This is a genomic window from Micromonospora sp. CPCC 205546 (genome assembly GCF_036902715.1).
In the GTDB taxonomy this organism is placed as follows: Bacteria; Actinomycetota; Actinomycetes; order Mycobacteriales; family Micromonosporaceae; genus Micromonospora.
The window spans coordinates 48642-65828 of sequence record NZ_JBAKHL010000040.1; the positions used below are offsets into that span (position 1 = coordinate 48642).

The following is a 17187-nucleotide window of genomic DNA, read 5'->3' on the forward strand; positions in this document are numbered from 1 at the left end:
CGCCGGCGACCCGGCGCGCCTGGTGGCCGACGGCAGGGTTGCCGCCAGCTGCCGTCACTGCGCCAGGTAGCCGGTGGCGGGGTCGATCCCGGCGAGGAAGCCGCGGATGGCCTCCTCCATCGCGGCCCGGCTCATCGGGGCGCCGGCGGCCCCGGAGAGGCCGAAGCCGTAGTCGTGCGGCCCGCTGAGCCAGTCGAAGTCGTACGTGCGGGGCTCCCCGGTGCGTACCCGAACCCGGAAGTCGTGCCCGTCGACCGTCAACAGGATGGGATCACCGGCGTAGCGGGGCGACTGGTCCTCGGGCGCGATGCCCGGCTTCGGCTCACTGGTCACGGCTTCTCCTTCTCGGTCCTCAGGGCGGGGCTGGGCATCATCGTGACCCCTCTGGAAGATCCCGAGGGGCCGTACGTCACAGGGCTGCCGCTTGCCGGCGCGACAGCTACGCTGCCGCACTGTGACAGGGAATGGGCAGACGGGACCTCGACTGCGGCACGTCGCGATGCTGCTGCTCGGTGCGGTGCTGCTCGGGACGGTCGGCCTGGCCGTCGGCTCGTGGTACGGCGGCCGCGGCACCGTGCCGCTCGGCCCCGACCGCGCGCAGGGCGTGGCGACGGAGCTGCTCCCGGAGACCGGGCGAACCGGCTCGTCGTTCGTCTCCGGCTACCGGTACGGCGTCTTCCTCGCCGCTGACGACTTCGGTTCGGCTCAGGCGGAGTTCCACTACGGCGACCGCGCCGACTGCGCGCTCTCGGACCAACTCCGGCGCAATGCCGCATCGTCGGGGTGGCAGGGCCTGGGTCGCGTGCCGGGCGTCCCGTGCGACGGCTGGCGGGCCGAGCGGGAGGGGCTGACGATCACGCTCAAGCACCAGGCGAACGGGTCGGTGCTGAGCGTCGCGCCGGCTGCTCCGGACGGGTTCCTCGCCGTCACCCTCGCTGGCGTCCTTCTCGGCGCCGCCACCGGTGCCGCGCTGTTCTGGCTGGTGGCGCGACGACCTGCGCCCGTGCCCCGGCTCATCGGCACGCTGGTGACGGTCGCCCTGCTCCCGGGCGTCGCCCTGACCGGTAGGGACCTGGCCGCGGACATGCTCGCCGAGCCGGTGTGGCCCGTCTGGCTGTCGATCGCCCCCCGCCTGGTGCCACTGTGGCTCGTGCTCCTGGTGGTGGGGCCGATCGTTCTCGCGAAGCCACGGACGCTGACCGCCACGCCGGTGCCGGAGGGCTGCCGCGCTGGAACCAGCCCACGTGCCGGCAGGGTCGGCTAGCCCGCGCTGAGCCCGGGCAGCCCCACCGGCCGGGGCGCCCGGGGACGGCACGGTCAGCGCACGCGGGGGAACACCTCGCGCTGGTAGAGGTCGAGCAGGCCCTGCCAGTTCGGGCCGGTGTTGGCCACGTAGACCTCGTCGAAGCCGGCCTTGGCGTACTCCTCGATCTTCGCCAGGTGCGGCTCGACATCCCGCCCGCAGACGAACGCGTCCTTCATCATCTCCGGGCGGACCAGCTCGGCGGCCTGCTCGAAGTGCCGTGGCGAGGGCAGCACCTGGGACAGCTCGCCCGGCACCCCCGCGTTCGGCCAGCGCTCGTACGCGATCCGCACGCCCTCCTCCTCGGTCTGCGCGTACGCCGCCTTGAAGCCGGCCTGGCACGGCTTGTCGCCGCCGCCGTTCTCCCGGAACCGCCGGACGAGTTCGGCGTCGGGCGAGGTGTTGACGAAGCCGTCGCCGATGCGCGCGGCCAGGTCGACGGCCTTGGGCCCGAAGCCCGAGATGTAGACCGGCGGGGGAGTGTCGGGCAGCGTGTAGATCCGGGCGTGCTCGACGGTGTAGTGCTTGCCGTGGTGGTTGACGAAGCCGCCCCGCCACAGCTCGCGCATCACCTCGACGGCCTCCTCGAGCATCTCCAGCCGCACGTCGGTCTGCGGCCAGGCGTCGCCGAGGATGTGCTCGTTGAGCGCCTCGCCACTGCCCACCCCGAGCACGAACCGCCCGGAGTGCATGACCGCGCTGGTGGCCGCCGCCTGCGCCACGACGGCCGGGTGGATGCGCACGGTCGGGCAGGTCACGGCGGTGGTGACCGGGAGCCGGCAGACCTGGCTGAGCGCGCCGATCACCGACCAGACGAAGGGACTCTGCCCCTGCGCGTCGGTCCACGGGTGGTAGTGGTCGGAGATCCAGAGCGCCTCGAAGCCGGCCCGCTCGGCGCCGCGCGCCTGCTCCAGCAACTCGGCGGGCGTGTACTCCTCGGTGGACAGAAAATAGCCGATCCTCATCGTTCCCCCTCGCGGTGTCGTACCTCCTCCAACGAGGCAGGCGGTACCCCGGTGGCCGCGGTCGAACCGCGGGCGTCGGCGCCGGGACGCGTGCTCAGCGCCGGAACATCGCCCGGATCGCGGCGAGCAGCAACAGGCCGCCGACGACCAGGCCGAGCAGGCGTACGCCGGGGATGTCGGCCGGGGTCGTGGCGTCGGCCAGCAGCAGGGGATCCATCCCCGAACTGTCCCCAGCTCCGCGCCGCACGGCAACTGTAAGGTTTATTGACTATTTCCTCGCGCGGTGTGACCATGTCAGCACCGCCGCCGGTGGCGGGCCGCCGGGCGCGGAGAAGACGGGGGTACGACGACCGCATGAGCGAGCGACACATCAGCCACCACGCGGGCGGACCGGCGTGAGCGGGCGCGACGGAAGCCTGGCGGCCCTGGCCGCCGCCGTCCTGCAGCCGGGATTCGTCGGCACCACCCCACCGCCCTGGGTCTGCCGCTGGCTCGGCGAGGGCCTCGGCTCGGTGGTGCTCTTCGCCCGCAACGTGGTCCACCCGGAGCAGGTGGCCGCCCTCACCGCCACCCTGCGCGCCGAACGCCCCGACGTCGTCGTCGCCATCGACGAGGAGGCCGGCGACGTGACCCGCATCGAGTCCGCCCGGGGCAGCTCCCGGCCCGGCAACTTCGCCCTCGGCGCGGTGGACGACCCGGCGCTGACCGAGGACGTCGCCCGCGACCTGGGCGGCGACCTCGCCACGCTGGGCGTCACCCTCAACTACGCCCCCGACGCGGACGTCAACTCCAACCCGGGCAACCCGGTGATCGGCGTACGCGCCTTCGGCGCCGAACCGGCGCTGGTCGCCCGGCACACCGCCGCCTGGGTGCGCGGCCTGCAGGCCGGCGGCGTCGCCGCCTGCGCCAAGCACTTCCCCGGGCACGGCGACACCCAGGTCGACTCGCACCACGACCTGCCGCGGATCACCGCCGACCGGGCCCGCCTCGACGCCGTGGAGCTGGCCCCCTTCCGGGCCGCCGTGGCCGCCGGGGTGCAGGCCGTGATGACCGGTCACCTGCTGGTGCCGGCGCTGGACCCCGAGCTGCCGGCCACCCTCAGCGGCCGGATCCTGGGCGGGCTGCTCCGCGACGAGCTGGGCTTCTCCGGCGTCGTGGTCACCGACGCGGTGGAGATGCGGGCGGTCGCCGACCGCTACGGCTTCGCGGGCACGGCGGTGCGCGCCCTGGCCGCCGGAGCCGACGCGATCTGCGTGGGTGGGGAGCGCGCCGACGAGGAGTCGGCCCGGCTGCTGCGCGACGCCATCGTCGCCGCGGTCGTCTCCGGCGAGCTGCCGGAGGAACGCCTCACCGAGGCGGCCAAGCGGGTGGGGCAGCTCGCCGCCTGGACGGTGGCGGCCAGGGCCGACCGGCCGCCCCGGCGGCGCCCGACCGCCGCCGGCTCGACCGTCGGGCTGGCCGCCGCCCGCCGGGCACTGCGGGTCACCACCGGGCCCACCGGCGCCGGCGCGCTGCCGCTGGCCGGCCCCGCGCACGTGGTCGAGTTCGAGCCGCCCCGCAACATCGCGATCGGCCCGGAGACCCCGTGGGGGATCGCCGCCCCGCTGGCCGACCTGCTCGCCGGCACCACCACCGTCCGCTACGCCGAGGCCGACGTGCCCGCCGACCCGACCGCCGGGGCCGCCGGCCGGTGCGTGGTGCTGGTGGTGCGCGACCTGCACCGGCACGAATGGATGCGGGCGTCCGTGACCCGCGCGCTGGCCGCCCGCCCGGACGCGGTCGTGGTCGAGCTGGGCGTGCCCGAGCTGGTCACCGGCGCGGTGCACGTCGCCACCCACGGCGCCACCCGGGCCGCCGCCCACGCCGCCGCCGGGCTGCTGGCGGGCCGCTGAGCGCTCCCGCGCCTCCTCGGCCCGCTCCGGCGGCGCCCCGGCGTCCTCACGCGTCGACGGGTGCCGCAGCGCCCCGGCGCCTCCGGGTCATGGCTCGGGGGTGACCAGGTCGGCGTACTCGAGGTGACGGTCGATGAAGGCCGCCATGAACGGGCAGCGCGGCACCACCGTCGTGCCGCGCTCGCGGAGCTGGTCGAGGGTGCCCCGCACCAGCGCCGCGCCCACGCCCATGTTCTGGAACCTCGGGTCGATCTCGGTGTGGGTGAAGACCAGCACCTCGCCGCGCGGCAGGTACGCGGTGAACCCGGCCAGCGCGTCGTCGACCAGGATCTCGAACCGCTTCTTGGCGGGGTTCTCCTCGACCAGGGTGCTCACCCGGTCATTCTCCCCCCGCCGGCGGCGAGCCGGTCCAGTTCGCCGAGCAACCGGTCCACCTCGTCGGCGGTGTTGTAGTGGTACAGGCTGGCGCGCACCGCCCCGCCGCTGTCGCGCAGCCCCATCGCCTGGAAGTACTCGTACGCGTAGTAGTCGCCGGCGGAGAGGCAGAAGCCGGCCGCGCCCAGCTCCTCCTGGGTCCGCTGCGGCGAGAGCCCGGCCAGCCGGAAGGAGACCGTCGGGCAGCGCCGGGCGGGGGAGCCGAGCACCGTGACGCCGGGCAGCGCGGCCAGCCCGGCGAGCAGCCGCCGCAGCAGCGACTCCTCGTACGCCTGCGCGGCGCCCAGCCCGGCGGTCAGCCGCTCGCGGCGGCTCCCGGTGGCCGTCGGGTCCAGCCCGGCCAGGTGGTCGACGGCGGCGGCCACGCCGGCCAGCAGGGGGAAGCTCGGGGTGCCGTACTCGAAGCGGTCGGGCACCGCGTCGGAGGAGGGCAGCAGTTTCGCCGGGCGCAGCCGCTCCCACGTCGCCGGGGCGGCCACCATCGCGGCCAGGTGCGGCCCGGACCACTTGTAGGCGCTGGTGACCAGAAAGTCGGCGCCCAGCGCGGCGACGTCGGTGGGGCCGTGCGGCACCGAGTGCACCCCGTCGACGCAGACCAGCGCGCCGGCGGCGTGCGCGGTCGCGGCGATCGCCGCCACGTCCGGGACGGTGCCGGTCGCGTTGCTGCCCGCGGTCACCGCGACCAGCCGGGTCCGCTCGCCAACCAGCTCGGCGTAGCGGGCCGCCGGCAGCTCCGCGGTGTCCCGGTCGAACTCGGCCCAGCGCACCGTGGCGCCGGCCGCCTCGGCAGCCTGCACCCAGGGGCGCACGTTCGCGTCGTGGTCGAGCCGCGACACCACGACCTCGTCCCCGGGGCGCCACTGCGCACCCAGGGTCCGGGCCAGCGTGTACGTCAGCGCCGTGGCGCTGGGGCCCAGCACGACCCCGGCGGGCTCGCCGCCGAGCAGGTCGGCCACGGCCGAGCGGGCGGCGGCCACCATCTCCAACGACCGTTGGCCGGGCACGAACGCGGCGCTGCGGTTGCCCACCGCCGCGCGCATGGCGGCGGCGACCGCGTCGACGACCGGTCCGGCGGTCTGGGTGCCCCCGGCACCGTCGAGGTGGACGAAGCCCTCGGCGAGGGCGGGGTAGGCGGCCCGGGTGCGGGCGATGTCGAACGGCATGCCCGGGACCCTAACCCCCGCCACGGGCGCCCACCTGCGCGGATGATCACGCGCTGCCGCAGTGGCCGGTGTCTCGTACCCTTGACGGGGTGACGAACCGACGTGTTGCTTCCCCGCTGACCCCCACCCGCCGGGTCGCCGGCCTGTTGGCCGGCCTGGCGCTCGGCGTCGCCGTGCTCGCCGGTTGCAGCTCCGAGGGCGCCCGCACGGACTGCGGCCTCGACGCCTGCACGGTCACCTTCGACCGCGGCGTGGACGCCAGCGCCACCATCCTCGGCGTGGAGGCCAAGCTGATCGGCGCGCAGGGCGACCAGGTGACCGTCGAGGTGGCCGGCGAGCAGCTGTCGCTGACGATGGGCCAGCAGGCCACCGAGGTCGGCGGCTTCGCGGTGACGTTGGACAGCGTCACCGACCAGGAGGTCAAGATCAGGGTATCGAGGAACCCGGGCAACTGACCTGGCCCCGGGCGGCGGTGGCCGACGTTTGGAAATCTTCGTATTCGGTGATTGTGGCGCCATGTCACTCACCCGGAACGCCGAAGCCACCGCCTCCCGTACGGCGAACAGCAGGTGGCTCGAACTGTTGGCCAGAGTCGGTTTCATCGGCTACGGCATCGTGCACCTCCTGTTCGCCTGGCTGGCGTTGCAGATCGCGTTCGGCAAGGCCGGCGACGACGGCGACCAGTCCGGCGCGCTGCGCACCATCGCCGCCCAGCCGCTGGGCAAGTTCCTCGTCATCGCCATCGCGGTCGGCCTGCTCGCCATGGCGATCTGGCAGGCGCTGGAGGCGGCCGTCGGGCACCGCGCCGAGCGCGGCAAGGAGCGCGTCTGGGAGCGGATCGCGTCGGCGGGACGCACCGTCGTCTACCTCTACTTCGCCTGGACGGCCTTCAAGGTCTTCAAGGACGCCGGCTCCAACAGCGCGGACCAGCAGGAGGCGCTGACCGGCAAGCTCATGGAGTCCTCCGGTGGCCGCTGGCTGGTCGGCCTGGCCGGGCTCGGCCTCGCCGCGATCGGTGTCGGCCTGGTGATCTACGGGCTGATCAAGCGGTTCGAGAAGCACCTCAAGACCGGCGAGATGAACGCCAAGACGCGTCAGCTCACCCGTCGGCTGGGCATGGCCGGCTACATCGCCAAGGGCGTCGCGTACGGCATCTCCGGCCTGCTGATCATCCTGGCCGCCGTCAACTACGACCCCGAGAAGGCCCGCGGTCTGGACGCGGCCCTGCGCACCCTGCGCGACCAGTCGTACGGCCAGATCCTGCTCACCCTGGTGGCGCTCGGTATCGCCGCCTTTGGCGTCTTCTGCTTCCTGCAGTCCCGGTATCGCAAGGTCTGAGCCTGGTCGATTCCGGCGTCGCCGGGCACTATTGGGCCTTTGCCCGAAGTACGTGTCCGGCGCCAGGAGGAGGAAAGAACCCGTGCAGAGCTACCTCGGGACGATCGTCGCCGCGCTCGCCGCGGCGGCGATCGCCCTGTTCGCGGTCGAGGTCGCGCACCGCGTCATCCGGCGGGTCGGTCGGCGTTCGCTGCTGCTGACCGAGCTCACCGACCACGCGCACCGGTCGATCCAGGTCGCCGCCACCGTCGTCGCCGTCCAGTTCGCCGTGCGCTTCAGCACCGGCTACGCCGTCGGCGACCAGTGGCGGCAGGTGCTGCTGCACCTGCTGGTGCTCGGCGTGATCGCCGGCGTCGCCTGGCTGGTCGCCTCGCTGCTCGTCGTCGCGGAGGACACCGCCCTGGCCCGGTTCCGGGTGGACGTGCCCGACAACCGGCACGCGCGGCGGGTGCGTACCCAGGTGGTCATGCTGCGCCGGTTGACCATCGCGATGATCGTCGTGCTGGCCGTCGGCGTGATGCTGATGACGTTCCCGGCCGTACGCGGCATCGGCGCCGGCGTGCTGACCAGCGCCGGTGTGGTCGGTGTGGTCGCCGCGCTGGCCGCGCAGAGCCTGCTGGGCAACGTCTTCGCCGGTCTCCAGCTCGCCTTCAGCGACGCCGTGCGCCTCGACGACGTCGTGGTGGTCGAGGGGGAGTGGGGCCGGGTCGAGGAGTTGACGCTCAGCTACGTGGTCGTGCAGATCTGGGACGACCGGCGGTTGATCCTGCCCACCTCGTACTTCACCAGCAAGCCCTTCCAGAACTGGACCCGGACCGAGGCGGCGGTGCTGGGTACCGCCGAGTTCGACGTCGACTGGGCGATCCCGGTGCAGGCCATGCGGGAGGAGCTGCGCCGGCTGGTGGAGGGCACCGACCTGTGGGACGGCCGGGTCTGCGTACTCCAGGTGACCGACGCGACCGGCGGAACGGTGAAGGTGCGCGCCCTCGTGAGCGCCGCCGACGCCGGCAGCCTGTGGGACCTGCGCTGCCTGGTACGCGAGCACCTGGTGGCCTGGATCCGGGACCACCGGCCGACGGCCATGCCCCGGATGCGCACCGAGATCGGGGACGCGGAGAGCAACCTGGCGTGGCAGTGGGTACGACCCCGCCGGCCGGTGCGTCGCCTCACCGACGCCGAGATGCCCGACGACGCCCGGGTCTTCGGCGGCAGCGACGACGGCGACGCCCGCAGCGAGGCCTTCGTCGGCCCCGACGAGCCCGCCGAAGCCCGCCGCTAACCCCACCATCCCCCCCGGCACCCCCCACTGGGTTGAGCATGCAGTTGTGGTGGGTGGTATGCCGACGATGCCCTTTTTGCGGGGCACCACAACTGCATGATCGACGCGGTCAAGGGGTTGGGGCGTGACCTGTGGGGGGTGGGGGTGGTTGGAGGTGTGGGTGGGGTTGGGTCCCGTGAGGCGACCGGGCGGAGTGGGTTGGCTCGGGAAGTTTGACCGGGCGTTTCGCGGGGACCTGCTGCGCGACGCTTCTGCACCTTCTTCCGCGCCGTGCGGCGGCTCGGGCCCGGCGGTGCGGGCGCACCGACCGGCGCGCGAAGGATTGACGGGCGGCGACTCCGGGCATACAGCGCGGTGATGATGAAAGGAGGACAGCATGGCTGACGTGGCGAACGCCCGCACATCCCGTACCGGGAGCGAGCCGTCCACCGCCGAGCTGGTGCAGCGGGCCACGGAGCAGGTCTCCCGCCTGGTCCGCGACGAACTGGCCCTGGCCCGGGCGGAGCTGACCCAGAAGGGCAAGCACGCCGGTATCGGCATCGGTCTCTTCGGCGGTGGCGGGGCGCTTGCGCTCTACGGCCTGGGTGCCCTGGTCGCCACCGCGATCCTGCTGCTCGACCTGGTGCTGCCGGCCTGGGCGGCGGCCCTGATCGTCGCGGTGGTGCTCTTCGCGATTGCCGGCATCCTGGCCCTCGTGGGCAAGAAGCAGGTCAGCCAGGCGGTCCCGCCGGTGCCGGAGGCCACCGTCCGCAGCGTCCGGGCGGACGTGGACACGGTCACCGCCGCCGTGAAGGACAGGGGACGGGCATGACGACGGGCAACGGCCGGGGCAGCGGCGACACCGAGGCGCTGCGGGAGGAGATCCGGCGGACCCGGGTCGAGCTGGGCGAGACGATGGAGGCGCTGGCGGCCAAGGCCGACGTCAAGGCGCGGTTGAGGTCCTCCGCCGACCAGGCGAAGGAGCGGGTACGCGACCAGGCGACGCAGACCGTGGCCCGGGTGCGCGGGCAGGCGGCGCAGACGGCGCAGCTCGCGCGCGGTCAGGCGCAGGAGAAGGGCGCGGTCGTACGGCGTAACCCGACGCCGTTCGTGGCCCTGGCGGCGGGCGCGGTGGCCGCCGTGATCGTGATGATGATCGTTCGGGGGAGGCAGCGGTGAGCAGGGGTATCGGGAAGGCCGCGTACAAGCCGGTCGGCGTGCTGATGGGCATCGCCGCCGGTACGGTCGCGGGCGCGATCTTCCGGCAGGTGTGGAAGATGACGGCGGGCGACGGCGAGGCGCCCGACGCCACCGACGAGGACCGCGGCTGGGGCGAGGTCCTGGCTGCGGCGGCGTTGCAGGGCGCCATCTTCGCGGTCGTCCGGGCCGCCGTCGACCGGGGTGGCGCGGTGGGCGTCCGCCGGTTCACCGGGAGCTGGCCGGACTGAGCGGACATCGACGAATCGGCCCTCGCACCGTCATCCGGTGCGGGGGCCTTTCGCGCGGGGACAAGGGCCCACCCAGCGGATCTTCGACATCCGTCAGGTCACATGTCGAAGAAATTCGTCCGGTAGGCTGTGCAGAGTTTTCGCTACGTGGTTTGCTGTTCCACGCTGTTGAGAGATGGCGTGGTCGAGTGAAGTCTCCTTCGTGGGGGCGCCTCAGGCACCGCTGCTCGAAAACGGCCAATCGGCCGCACGGCGTGCTCGGCCGCCAGTTTTAGAAGGAGATACACATGGCGCAGGGAACCGTGAAGTGGTTCAACGCAGACAAGGGCTTCGGCTTCATCACCGTCGACGGCGGGGGTGCTGACGTGTTCGTCCACTTCTCGGCCATCCAGACCAGCGGCTACCGCACGCTGGAGGAGAACCAGCGGGTGGAGTTCGAGATCGCCCAGGGTCAGAAGGGTCCGCAGGCCGAGCAGGTCCGCCCCATCTGAGCAGTGCCGGTCGGCAGCCGCCGACCACTGCGGTGATCCGGCGCCCGGATCATCGCGAAGCCCCGTATCCCGCCCGGGATGCGGGGCTTTCCGCGTTCACGGCGCCCGGCGGCCTCGGCGGCCCGGCGGTCTCAGCGGCGCCTGCGGGCGCGCAGCCCGAGCCAGAGCACGACGAGTCCGACCAGGACGACCAGGGGTCCCAGCACGGCCCAGATCCGCTTGTCGGTCATCACGCTGCCCTCGACGTAGCCGAGGCCCTGCACCGTCCACACCGCACCGCCGACCACGGCGAGCAGCCCGAGGGTGAGTGGCAGCCAGCCCTTCATCGCGATCTCCCTCTGTCGATCCCCGTCCCGACGGCCCGACTCACCACCGGTCGTGCACCCGCGGGCGGACCAGTTCGTCGTAGACCTCCGTCACCACCGCCAGTTCCCGTCGCGTCAACGGCGCCTGTCCGGCCACGGCGGCGTTGGCCCGGGCCTGGGCGGCGTCCCGGGCACCGGGGATGACCACGGTGACGCCGGGCTGGTCGACGACCCAGCGCAGCGCGAACTGGGCCGTGGTGCGGCCGTCGCCGGCCAGCGGCGCCAGCCGGCGTACGGCGGCCAGGCCCAGCGCGTAGTCGACGCCGGAGAAGGTCTCGCCCACGTCGAACGCCTCGCCGTGCCGGTTGTAGGTGCGGTGGTCGTCGGCGGCGAAGGTGGTGTGCTCGTCGTAGCGGCCGGAGAGCAGCCCGCTGGCCAGCGGGACCCGGGCGACGATGCCGACCCCGGCGGCGGCAGCGGCCGGGAGCACCCGGTCGAGGGGCTTGTGCCGCAGCGCGTTGAGGATGATCTGGACGCTGGCCACGCCGGGACGGGCGATGGCGGTGAGCGCCTGGTCGCAGGTCTCCACGCTCACCCCGTAGCCGGCGATCCGTTCCTCGGCCACCAGGGTGTCCAGCGCGTCGAAGACGGCGTCGTCGGCGAAGACGGCGGAGGGCGGGCAGTGCAGCTGCACCAGGTCGAGGGTGTCGGTGCCGAGGTTGCGCCGGGACCGGTCGGTCCATTCGCGGAAGTGCGCCAGGGTGTACGCCTCGGGCGCCTGCGCGACCCGGCGGCCCATCTTGGTGGCCACCGTCAGCGTGGCGTCGGGCCGGCTGCGCAGGAACCGCCCGATGAGCTGCTCGCTGCGCCCGTCGCCGTAGACGTCCGCCGTGTCGAGGAAGGTGACCCCCGACTCGACGGCGGCGCTCAGCACGGCGGTGGCGTCGGCCTCGCTGACCGTGCCCCAGTCGGCGCCGAGCTGCCAGGCGCCCAGCCCGATCACCCCGACGTGCCGCCCCAGCCGGGGGGAGGTGCGCTGCTGCATGGGACCGAGCCTAGTGATCGCCTTGCCCGGCCGCGCGACGGGCCGTACGGTGAAACAAGACGAACGTACGGTTTGGGAGGCGACCATGTGGGATCCGACGGCGTACCTGCGCTACGGCGACGAGCGCTCCCGACCCTTCCACGACCTGCTCGCCCGCGTCCCCGCCGAGCGCCCGCGCGCCGTGGTCGACCTCGGCTGCGGCCCTGGCAACCTCACCGCGAGCCTCGCCGCCCGGTGGCCGGGCAGCCGGATCGCCGGCCTCGACTCCTCGCCGCGGATGATCGCGCAGGCCACCGCCACCGCCCCCGGGATCTCCTTCGCCGTCGGCGACGTCCGGCACTGGCAGCCGGAACCCGACGTCGACGTGCTGGTCAGCAACGCCGTGCTCCAGTGGGTGCCCGGGCACCGGGAGTTGCTGACCCGCTGGGCCCGGGAACTGCCCGCCGGGGCGTGGCTGGCCGTGCAGGTGCCGGGAAACTTCGACGCGCCCTCGCACCGCGCGCTGCGCGAGGTCGCCGAGCGGCCGGCGTGGCGCGCCGACGTCGCCGGGCTGCTGCGCCGGCCCCCGGCCGACGACAGCGCCCTGGGCTACGCCGACCTGCTGACCGGTGCCGGCTGTGCGGTGGACGCCTGGGAGACTACCTACGTGCACCTGCTGCCGGCCCGCGCCGACGCCGACCACCCGGTGCTGAGCTGGCTGGAGGGCACCGCGCTCCGGCCGGTCCGGGCGGCCCTGGCCGCCGACCGCTGGTCCGACTTCCGAGCCGAGCTGGGCGTACGCCTCGCCGAGGCGTACCCGGTGCGGCACGCTCAGGTGCACTTCCCGTTCCGCCGCGTCTTCTTCGTCGCCCGCACCGGCGCCCGCGCAGAGGAGAACCTGTGACCGACCTGCAAACCTTCATCGCCGGACTGCCCAAGGTGGAGCTGCACGTGCACCACGTCGGCTCCGCCTCGCCCCGGATCGTCGCCGAGCTGGCCGCCCGCCACGAGGGCCGCAGCCCCGTGCCCGCCGACCCGGCCGCGCTCGCCGACTACTTCGCCTTCCGCGACTTCGCACACTTCATCGAGGTCTACCTGAGCGTCGTGGACCTGATCCGCGACCCCGACGACGTCTGGCTGCTCACCCACGAGGTCGCCCGCGAGCTGGCCCGCCAACAGGTCCGCTACGCCGAGCTGACCGTCACGCCGTACTCCCACGTGCACCGGGGGATCCCCGCGCCCGCCTTCTGCGAGGCGATCGAGGACGCCCGCAAGCGGGCCGAGGCGGACTTCGGCATCGAGCTGCGCTGGTGCTTCGACATCCCCGGCGAGGCCGGCCTGGCGGCGGCCGAGGAGACGCTGCGCATCTCGCTGGAGCAACGGCCGGACGGGCTGATCAGCTTCGGCCTCGGCGGTCCCGAGATCGGCGTGCCCCGGCCGCAGTTCAAGCCGTACTTCGACCGGGCCCGGGCGGCCGGGCTGCGCTCCGTGCCGCACGCCGGCGAGACCACCGGCCCGCAGACCGTCTGGGACGCGCTGCGCGACCTCGGCGCGGAGCGCATCGGGCACGGCATCTCCGCCGCGCGGGACCCGGAGCTGCTGGCCCATCTCGCCGAGCACCGGATCGGCATGGAGGTCTGCCCGACCTCCAACGTGCGTACCCGTGCGGTCGCCAGCATCGAGGAGCACCCGCTGCGGCAGCTGGTCGACGCCGGCCTGCTGGTCACCATCAACTCCGACGACCCGCCGATGTTCGGCACCACCCTCAACGACGAGTACGCCGTCGCGGCCCGGCTGCTCGACGCGGGGCCGGAGGGGCTGGCCGCGCTGGCCCGCGACGCGGTGACCGCCTCGTTCCTGGATCCGGCCGGCAAGCGGCGGATCACCGCCGAGATCGACGCCCACCTGGCCGCCGCCACCGGCTGAATGCGGAGAGGGGACGGCGCGCGGCGGGAGGAGGTGTGGGGGGACCGAGTCTCCCGCCGCGCGCCCGGCTCCACCGGCCGGTGGGGTGCCCCGAGGCAATGACCGGTGGAACTGATGGGTTCGGATTCGATCCTGTCAGCGCCGGCCCGCTGCGGCACCGTGGTTAACCCCGATCTAAGGAAGACTTGCGCCACCCCACAACCGCCGCCGGTCCGGCACGTCGACCCCGGGACCGGACGGGGGCGTCAGTCCTCGGTGGGCCGCTGGCGGGGCCAGCGCCGGCTCCCGGTCTTCTGCTCCCGCGCCATCCGGCCGACCAGACCGAACCGGCTGACCTGCCGGGGCGTCGCCTCCGGATCGGCGAGCAGCATGACCACGCTCGCCCCGCCCAGCCGGGCCCGGTCGATGCTCACCGAGCCGTTCGCCTGCAACGCCACCCGCTTGGCGATGTCCAGTCCCAGCCCGGTCGAGCCCTGGTCGCTGGTGCCCCGGCGCAGCGCCCGGTCGGGGTTGGCGATCCCCGGGCCGGCGTCGTCGATGCGGATGGCCACGTACCCGTCGCGGCGGGAGACCGCCACCTCGAACGCGGTGCCCTGCGGGGTGTAGCGGAAGACGTTGCCGATGACCGCGTCCAGGGCGGCGGCCAGCTCGGCCCGGGGCACCGGCGCGGGGATGCGCAGCTGCGCGCCGCTCACCCGGTGCGGGCGGTTCTGGTCACCGGCCAGGGCCGCCCAGAACACCATCCGGTCCCGGACCACCTCGCTGACGTCGCACATCGCCGGTCCGGCCTCGTGCGCGACCGCCTTGCGGGTGGTCTTGATCAGCACGTCGATCTCGCCCTCGAGGGTGACGATCGCCTGCCGGATCCGCCGGATGCCGCGGCGGCGGTCCAGCTCCGCCTCGCTGAACGAGCCGACGCTGGTGTCGTCGGACTCCAGCGCCTCCGCGTCCAGCCGCAGCACCGTCAGCGGGGTGCGCAGCCGGTGCGACAGGTCGGCGACCAACTCCCGCTCGTCGGTGCGGGCCGCGTCCAGCCGGTCGGCCATCCGGTTGAAGGCGTACCCGGCCTCGGCCAGCTCCCGGGGGCCGCTCGGATCGACGCGTACGCCCTGGTCGCCGTCGCCGATCGCGAGCGCCGCCCGGACCAGGCCCCGGGCCGCGTCGACCGCGCGGGCGGCGACCCGGTCCACCACCAGCACCGCCGCGCCCACCAGGGCGGCGGCCACCCCGAGCAGCAGCAGCCACCGGCTGTTGCCGGCCAGTTCGGACCCGGGCACGAAGACCTCGACCACGGCCGTGGTGTCGCCGAGCACCACCGGATCCAGCCGGAGCACCCCGCCGTCGACGTCGACGACCACGGAGCGTCGCCCGGTGCGGGCCCGCTCCAGGCTCCCGGCGTCGGCCCGGGCCGACGACCCCTCCACCCCCAGCCCGTGCACGACCGGCCGCGTGGCCGGGTCGTCACCGCTGGCCGCGACGGCGCGCTGCACCACGGCGGGGTCGGTGCTGACGGCGAGGGCACCGGTCACGAGCGCGCTGCGCCGGGCGGCGTCCGCGAGGGCCTCCTCGCGCGCCCGGTCCCCGAGACCGAGGGCGAGCGGGACGAGGAACGCGAGCGCGACCAGGGTGCACGCGCCGGCCGTGAGCAGGGCCAGCGACGGCCTCAGTCCGGCGCCACCAGCCGGAAGCCGACCCCCCGCACGGTGCGCAGGTAGCGCGGCTTCGCCGCGGACTCGCCCATTTTGCGGCGCAGCCAGTACAGGTGAACGTCGATGGTCTGGTCCTCGCCGACCGATGGCTGCCGCCATACCTCCTCCAGAAGTTCCCGGCGGGACACTACCCGGCCCGGCCGCGCGGCGAGATAGGCCAGCAGGTCGAATTCCTTGCGGGTCAGCGCCAGCGGCTCGCCGTCGAGGTGGGCGCTGCGCTCGCCGACGTCGACCCGCAGCCCGCCGACGCTGTGCACCGCCGGTTGCACGCTCCGGCTGGCCCGCCCGGCCCGGCGCAGCACGGTGGTGATCCTCGCGTCGAGGTGCGCGCCGGTGAACGGCTTGACCATGTAGTCGTCGGCGCCGGCGCGCAGCAGCCGCACCACGGACTGCTCGTCGTCGCGGGCGGTGGCGATGATGATCGGCACGTCGGTGATGCCGCGCAGCATCCGCAGCGCGTCCGAGCCGTCGAGGTCGGGCAGCCCGAGGTCGAGCACCACGAGGTCGGGGGTCTCGGCCGCGACCCGGCGCAGCGCGTCCAGCGCCGTGCCGACGGCGTGCACGGCGTGCCCCCGGTCGGCGAGGGATCGCAGCATCGCGCCGCGTACGACATGGTCGTCTTCGACCAGGAGCACCGTGGCCACAGCAAGACCGTACTCGTCGTGGCAAGTCAATCGCGTTTGCGGCGTCCGCGGCAACAGGGCAAGCTGGTACAACGATGTCCTTCACGCTCTTTCCCGACACCCGCCTCGCGTTGGCCCGGGATTCGCTCGCCGGTCTGTCGGTGGGTGACGCGCTCGGCTCACAGTTCTTCGTTCCCGGCCGGCACCCCGCCGACCTGGCCGCCGGGAAGCTGCCCCCACCGCCGTGGCAGTGGACCGACGACACCGAGATGGCCTGCTCGGTGGTCGACGCCCTCGCCGAGACGGGCCGGATCGACCGGGACGCCCTCGCCGCGGCCTTCGCCCGGCGTTGCGAGCCCTACCGGGGGTACGGGCCGGGAGCCGTGACCATCCTGCGGCTGATCCGCACCGGCACGCCGTGGCCGGTGGCGGCCGCCTCGGCCTTCGACGGCCAGGGCTCCTGCGGCAACGGCGCGGCCATGCGGGTCGGCCCGCTGGGCGCGTGGTACGCGGACTCCACCGCGCGGGCGGCGGCACAGGCCCAGGCCTCGGCCGAGGTGACCCACGCGCACCCGGAGGGCGTCGCCGGCGCGGTGGCGGTGGCGGTGGCCGCGTCGCTGGCCGCCCGTGCCCGCCTCGACGGCCACCGGCCCGCCCCGGACCGGCTGCTGGCCGGTGTGACCGCCGCGCTGGACCCGGCCACCGAGGTGCACCGGGGCGTACGCCGGGCCGCCGGCCTGCTCGACCGGCCGGTCGCCGAGGCCGCCGACGTGCTCGGCAACGGCTCCCGGGTCACCGCCCAGGACACCGTCGCCTTCACCTGCTGGGTGGCCGCCGTGCACCTGGACGACTACCCGGCGGCGATCCGCGCCTGCGTCGAGGCCGGCGGGGACGTCGACACCACCGCCGCGATCGCCGGGGCGGTGGTGGCCGCGCACACCGGCGTCGGGACCCCGGGCGGGGTGCCGACCGAGTGGCTGGCCGCCCGCGAGCCCCTGCCGGACTGGGCCCGCTGACCACTCAGCGGGCGGCGAGCGGCCCACCCGGCGACCCCACCCCGGCATCGGTCGGGGGCGGCGGGTCCTCCCGCAGCACCGACAGGTCGACCGGCTCGGCCGGCTCGCGGCGGCGCCAGCGGCTGACCAGCCAGCCGATCGCCGCACCCCCGCCGAGGCCGGCGAGCAGCCCGGCGGCCAGCATCCCGTCCGCGTTCCCGCCGGTGGGGGCGTCGCCCGCCGGCACACCCGCCGCCCGGGCCCCCGCGGGCGGGACGTCGCCGGCCGGCGCACCGGCCGCCCCGGCTGCCG

21 protein-coding genes and 1 pseudogene are annotated in these 17187 nt (G+C 74.3%); 12 read left to right on the forward strand and 10 right to left on the reverse strand.

What is annotated here, in order from left to right:
- Positions 1-54: 54 nt before the first annotated feature.
- Positions 55-333: a hypothetical protein gene (locus V6U77_RS19335; RefSeq protein ID WP_334607725.1), complete on the reverse strand. Its 279-nt coding sequence runs from the start codon at positions 331-333 to the stop codon at positions 55-57.
- A gap of 121 nt (positions 334-454) precedes the next feature.
- Here V6U77_RS19335 and V6U77_RS19340 point away from each other — a divergent pair, with 121 nt between their 5' ends.
- Positions 455-1264, forward strand: coding sequence for a hypothetical protein (locus tag V6U77_RS19340; RefSeq protein ID WP_334607726.1), 810 nt, complete (start codon positions 455-457; stop codon positions 1262-1264).
- A gap of 53 nt (positions 1265-1317) precedes the next feature.
- Here the strand turns inward: V6U77_RS19340 and V6U77_RS19345 are convergent, their stop codons facing one another.
- Together V6U77_RS19345 and V6U77_RS19350 are read right to left on the reverse strand one after the other, a co-directional pair.
- A complete protein-coding gene (locus V6U77_RS19345) occupies positions 1318-2268 on the reverse strand; it encodes a TIGR03557 family F420-dependent LLM class oxidoreductase (RefSeq protein ID WP_334607727.1) in 951 nt (316 codons plus the stop codon).
- A gap of 94 nt (positions 2269-2362) precedes the next feature.
- Entirely contained in the window at positions 2363-2485 is a 123-nt protein-coding gene (locus V6U77_RS19350) for a hypothetical protein (RefSeq protein ID WP_334607728.1), read from the reverse strand.
- 178 nt (positions 2486-2663) lie between these two features.
- Between V6U77_RS19350 and V6U77_RS19355 the strand changes: the two genes are divergently transcribed.
- Positions 2664-4160: a glycoside hydrolase family 3 protein gene (locus V6U77_RS19355; RefSeq protein ID WP_334607729.1), complete on the forward strand. Its 1497-nt coding sequence runs from the start codon at positions 2664-2666 to the stop codon at positions 4158-4160.
- Between the two features lie 87 nt (positions 4161-4247).
- Here V6U77_RS19355 and V6U77_RS19360 read toward each other — a convergent pair whose 3' ends face one another.
- Both V6U77_RS19360 and V6U77_RS19365 read right to left on the reverse strand, forming a co-directional pair.
- Positions 4248-4535 (reverse strand): GNAT family N-acetyltransferase, encoded by a 288-nt coding sequence (locus tag V6U77_RS19360; RefSeq protein ID WP_334607731.1) that lies wholly within the window; start codon positions 4533-4535, stop codon positions 4248-4250.
- Positions 4532-5758, reverse strand: a complete 1227-nt coding sequence (locus tag V6U77_RS19365; RefSeq protein WP_334607732.1) for a cysteine desulfurase-like protein — start codon at positions 5756-5758, stop codon at positions 4532-4534. The genes V6U77_RS19360 and V6U77_RS19365 overlap by 4 nt, the downstream gene beginning before the upstream one ends.
- A gap of 89 nt (positions 5759-5847) precedes the next feature.
- Here V6U77_RS19365 and V6U77_RS19370 point away from each other — a divergent pair, with 89 nt between their 5' ends.
- The 7 genes from V6U77_RS19370 to V6U77_RS19400 all read left to right on the forward strand — a co-directional run bounded on the left by V6U77_RS19370 (position 5848) and on the right by V6U77_RS19400 (position 10293).
- Positions 5848-6213 (forward strand): hypothetical protein, encoded by a 366-nt coding sequence (locus V6U77_RS19370; protein ID WP_334607733.1) that lies wholly within the window; start codon positions 5848-5850, stop codon positions 6211-6213.
- A 61-nt stretch (positions 6214-6274) separates the two neighbouring features.
- Positions 6275-7096 carry a DUF1206 domain-containing protein gene (locus V6U77_RS19375; RefSeq protein ID WP_334607734.1) on the forward strand — a complete coding sequence of 274 codons (822 nt, stop codon included), beginning with the start codon at positions 6275-6277 and terminating at the stop codon, positions 7094-7096.
- Between the two features lie 82 nt (positions 7097-7178).
- Positions 7179-8375 (forward strand): mechanosensitive ion channel family protein, encoded by a 1197-nt coding sequence (locus V6U77_RS19380; RefSeq protein WP_334607735.1) that lies wholly within the window; start codon positions 7179-7181, stop codon positions 8373-8375.
- A 376-nt stretch (positions 8376-8751) separates the two neighbouring features.
- On the forward strand, positions 8752-9186 hold the full coding sequence (locus V6U77_RS19385) for a phage holin family protein (RefSeq protein ID WP_334607736.1): 435 nt from the start codon (positions 8752-8754) through the stop codon (positions 9184-9186).
- On the forward strand, positions 9183-9533 hold the full coding sequence (locus V6U77_RS19390; RefSeq protein ID WP_334607737.1) for a DUF3618 domain-containing protein: 351 nt from the start codon (positions 9183-9185) through the stop codon (positions 9531-9533). Before V6U77_RS19385 ends, V6U77_RS19390 begins: the two co-directional genes overlap by 4 nt.
- Entirely contained in the window at positions 9530-9802 is a 273-nt protein-coding gene (locus V6U77_RS19395) for a DUF4235 domain-containing protein (protein WP_334607738.1), read from the forward strand. Before V6U77_RS19390 ends, V6U77_RS19395 begins: the two co-directional genes overlap by 4 nt.
- 287 nt (positions 9803-10089) lie before the next feature.
- Positions 10090-10293 carry a cold-shock protein gene (locus V6U77_RS19400; protein WP_007075740.1) on the forward strand — a complete coding sequence of 68 codons (204 nt, stop codon included), beginning with the start codon at positions 10090-10092 and terminating at the stop codon, positions 10291-10293.
- Between the two features lie 131 nt (positions 10294-10424).
- Here the strand turns inward: V6U77_RS19400 and V6U77_RS19405 are convergent, their stop codons facing one another.
- Together V6U77_RS19405 and V6U77_RS19410 are read right to left on the reverse strand one after the other, a co-directional pair.
- Positions 10425-10619 carry a hypothetical protein gene (locus tag V6U77_RS19405; RefSeq protein ID WP_334607739.1) on the reverse strand — a complete coding sequence of 65 codons (195 nt, stop codon included), beginning with the start codon at positions 10617-10619 and terminating at the stop codon, positions 10425-10427.
- Positions 10620-10659: 40 nt separating this feature from the next.
- Positions 10660-11643, reverse strand: a complete 984-nt coding sequence (locus tag V6U77_RS19410; RefSeq protein WP_334607740.1) for an aldo/keto reductase — start codon at positions 11641-11643, stop codon at positions 10660-10662.
- A gap of 85 nt (positions 11644-11728) precedes the next feature.
- On the opposite strand from V6U77_RS19410, the gene V6U77_RS19415 reads away from it, so the two are divergent.
- Positions 11729-12526: a trans-aconitate 2-methyltransferase gene (locus tag V6U77_RS19415; RefSeq protein WP_334607741.1), complete on the forward strand. Its 798-nt coding sequence runs from the start codon at positions 11729-11731 to the stop codon at positions 12524-12526.
- Positions 12523-13548, forward strand: a complete 1026-nt coding sequence (locus V6U77_RS19420) for an adenosine deaminase (RefSeq protein ID WP_334607742.1) — start codon at positions 12523-12525, stop codon at positions 13546-13548. The genes V6U77_RS19415 and V6U77_RS19420 overlap by 4 nt, the downstream gene beginning before the upstream one ends.
- Before the next feature lie 245 nt (positions 13549-13793).
- Here V6U77_RS19420 and V6U77_RS19425 read toward each other — a convergent pair whose 3' ends face one another.
- Both V6U77_RS19425 and V6U77_RS19430 read right to left on the reverse strand, forming a co-directional pair.
- Positions 13794-15197: a HAMP domain-containing sensor histidine kinase gene (locus V6U77_RS19425; protein ID WP_334607748.1), complete on the reverse strand. Its 1404-nt coding sequence runs from the start codon at positions 15195-15197 to the stop codon at positions 13794-13796.
- Between the two features lie 14 nt (positions 15198-15211).
- Complete coding sequence (locus V6U77_RS19430) at positions 15212-15901, reverse strand: response regulator transcription factor (protein WP_334607743.1); 690 nt, start codon at positions 15899-15901, stop codon at positions 15212-15214.
- A 74-nt stretch (positions 15902-15975) separates the two neighbouring features.
- Here V6U77_RS19430 and V6U77_RS19435 point away from each other — a divergent pair, with 74 nt between their 5' ends.
- On the forward strand, positions 15976-16896 hold the full coding sequence (locus V6U77_RS19435; RefSeq protein WP_334607744.1) for an ADP-ribosylglycohydrolase family protein: 921 nt from the start codon (positions 15976-15978) through the stop codon (positions 16894-16896).
- 4 nt (positions 16897-16900) lie between these two features.
- Here the strand turns inward: V6U77_RS19435 and V6U77_RS19440 are convergent.
- Positions 16901-17187 (reverse strand): annotated as a pseudogene (locus V6U77_RS19440) (hypothetical protein); the annotation flags it as partial.

Coding starts and splice junctions, on each gene's coding strand:
- V6U77_RS19415 (WP_334607741.1), top strand. CDS start 11,729: ATGTGGGATCCGACGGCGTACCTGCGCTACGGCGACGAGCGCTCCCGA.
- V6U77_RS19385 (WP_334607736.1), top strand. CDS start 8,752: ATGGCTGACGTGGCGAACGCCCGCACATCCCGTACCGGGAGCGAGCCG.
- V6U77_RS19350 (WP_334607728.1), bottom strand. CDS start 2,485: ATGGATCCCCTGCTGCTGGCCGACGCCACGACCCCGGCCGACATCCCC.
- V6U77_RS19435 (WP_334607744.1), top strand. CDS start 15,976: ATGTCCTTCACGCTCTTTCCCGACACCCGCCTCGCGTTGGCCCGGGAT.
- V6U77_RS19400 (WP_007075740.1), top strand. CDS start 10,090: ATGGCGCAGGGAACCGTGAAGTGGTTCAACGCAGACAAGGGCTTCGGC.
- V6U77_RS19390 (WP_334607737.1), top strand. CDS start 9,183: ATGACGACGGGCAACGGCCGGGGCAGCGGCGACACCGAGGCGCTGCGG.
- V6U77_RS19345 (WP_334607727.1), bottom strand. CDS start 2,268: ATGAGGATCGGCTATTTTCTGTCCACCGAGGAGTACACGCCCGCCGAG.
- V6U77_RS19365 (WP_334607732.1), bottom strand. CDS start 5,758: ATGCCGTTCGACATCGCCCGCACCCGGGCCGCCTACCCCGCCCTCGCC.
- V6U77_RS19375 (WP_334607734.1), top strand. CDS start 6,275: ATGTCACTCACCCGGAACGCCGAAGCCACCGCCTCCCGTACGGCGAAC.
- V6U77_RS19410 (WP_334607740.1), bottom strand. CDS start 11,643: ATGCAGCAGCGCACCTCCCCCCGGCTGGGGCGGCACGTCGGGGTGATC.
- V6U77_RS19405 (WP_334607739.1), bottom strand. CDS start 10,619: ATGAAGGGCTGGCTGCCACTCACCCTCGGGCTGCTCGCCGTGGTCGGC.